The following is a 1,740-nucleotide window of genomic DNA, read 5'->3' as shown; positions in this document are numbered from 1 at the left end:
TGCCTGATTTGATGTTGCTCCGGCCCGTGACGTGGTAGATGGATTCCGTGGGGATGACGGAAGTAACTCTGGCGGCGCTGGACGCGAAGTTGGCGGCGATGCTGCCGCACCTGGACGAGCGGCAGCGCCGCTTGTATCTGGCTTCAGAGGCCGAGGCGCTGGGCCATGGCGGAGTCGCGGCGGTGGCCAGGCTGGCAGAAGTGTCCGAGTCGACCATTGCGCGGGGACGCGACGAGCTCGCCGGCGGTGCGCCGGTGCTGGGACGGGTTCGCCGCCCCGGCGGCGGACGCAAGCCGGCCGCTGAACGTGACCCTGGCCTGGTGCCGGCACTCGAAGCCCTGATCGAGCCGCAGGAGATCGGCGACCCGGTCTCCCCACTGCGCTGGACCACAGCCTCGTTGCGTGACCTGGCACGGGAGTTGACCACAGCAGGCCATCCGGTCAGCGCCACGGCCGTGAGCAAGCTGCTGCGCTCGATGGGCTTCAGCCTCCAGGGCATGGTCAAGACTCGTGCTGGGAGCCAAGTCCCTGACCGTGACGCCCAGTTCCGGCACATCAACACCACGGTCGAGGAGTTCCTAGCTCAGGGCTTGCCAGTGGTGAGCGTGGACGCGAAGAAGAAAGAGCCGATCGGCGACTTCGCCCGGGCAGGCCGCACCTACCGCCCCAAGGGCCGGCCGATCACGGCCCCGGACCACGACTTCCTGGACCCGGACATCCCGATCGCCATTCCCTACGGCATCTACGACTTGGGACGTGACACCGGCTGGGTCAACGTGGGCACCGACCGCAACACCGCGGCCTTCGCGGTGGAGTCCCTGCGCCGCTGGTGGAACAGCCAAGGGCGCCTCGACTACCCCAATGCCACCCGCCTGCTGGTCACCGCCGACTCCGGAGGAGCCAACTCGGCGGACTCCCACCTGTTCAAGATGGACCTGGCCGCCTTCGCCGACGAGTGCCAACTGACTGTCACCGTCATGCACTTTCCGCCCGCGACTTCGAAATGGAACAAGGTCGAACACCGACTGTTCTCCCGGATCACCCACAGCCTGCGCGGTCAGCCGCTGACCAGCTACGAAGTGCTGCTGCAAACCATCTCGGCCACCCGCACCAGCACCGGGCTGACCGTCCAGGCCGTCCTCGACGAGAACGCCTACCCCACCGGCCGGACGCTCACCAAAGCCGAGCGCGCGGCGATCCTTCAGCGTGTCGAACGCGACGACTTCCACGGGGAGTGGAACTACACCCTCGCCCCACACGACTCCGGACGGGAACCGCTGGTCGAGCCGGAGCAGGCGAAGGCACCCCTGATCCCGACCGAGGCCACCTTCCTGCTCACGCATCCGGCCCTGACCGGCATGTCCCGCGAGCAATTCGACCGGCTCGTGGAGGAACTCGAGCCCTTCCGCCGGGTCCTGGCCGAGGCCGAGCGCGAGAAGAGGAAGGGCATCAACCGGCGCGGATACAACCCCGGGGTCGGCTTCCTCGACCACCGTCACCGCGTGCTGGTCGCTGTCCTGCACCACCGCAACACAGTCACCCTGACCCTGGCCGCCCAACTGCTCGGCCGAGTACCCACGAGCCTGAACTATCACGCACACCGCACCAGGCCACTGCTCGCTTTCGCCACCCCGGACATCGCCGCAGCCCTCGCTTATCCCCGGCGGACCCACCCACCCCGCACGATCGACGCCCTTCAGAGCGCGATCACCGACCACGAGAGCAACATCAAATCAGGCA

Annotated in this window: 1 protein-coding gene; it reads left to right on the top strand. The window is 67.6% G+C overall.

Annotated features, from left to right (window positions below; all coding sequences use genetic code 11):
* Positions 1 to 53: 53 nt before the first annotated feature.
* The coding region (locus tag C7C46_RS30885; protein ID WP_245985226.1) for an ISAzo13 family transposase at positions 54 to 1,740 on the top strand (1,687 nt) is incomplete at its 3' end.

Origin of the sequence: Streptomyces tateyamensis (genome assembly GCF_003205575.1) — a bacterium.
Classification (GTDB): Bacteria; Actinomycetota; Actinomycetes; order Streptomycetales; family Streptomycetaceae; genus Kitasatospora; species Kitasatospora tateyamensis.
The sequence above is the reverse complement of the archived record's forward strand: the minus strand, read 5'-3'. Positions and strand labels throughout refer to the sequence as shown.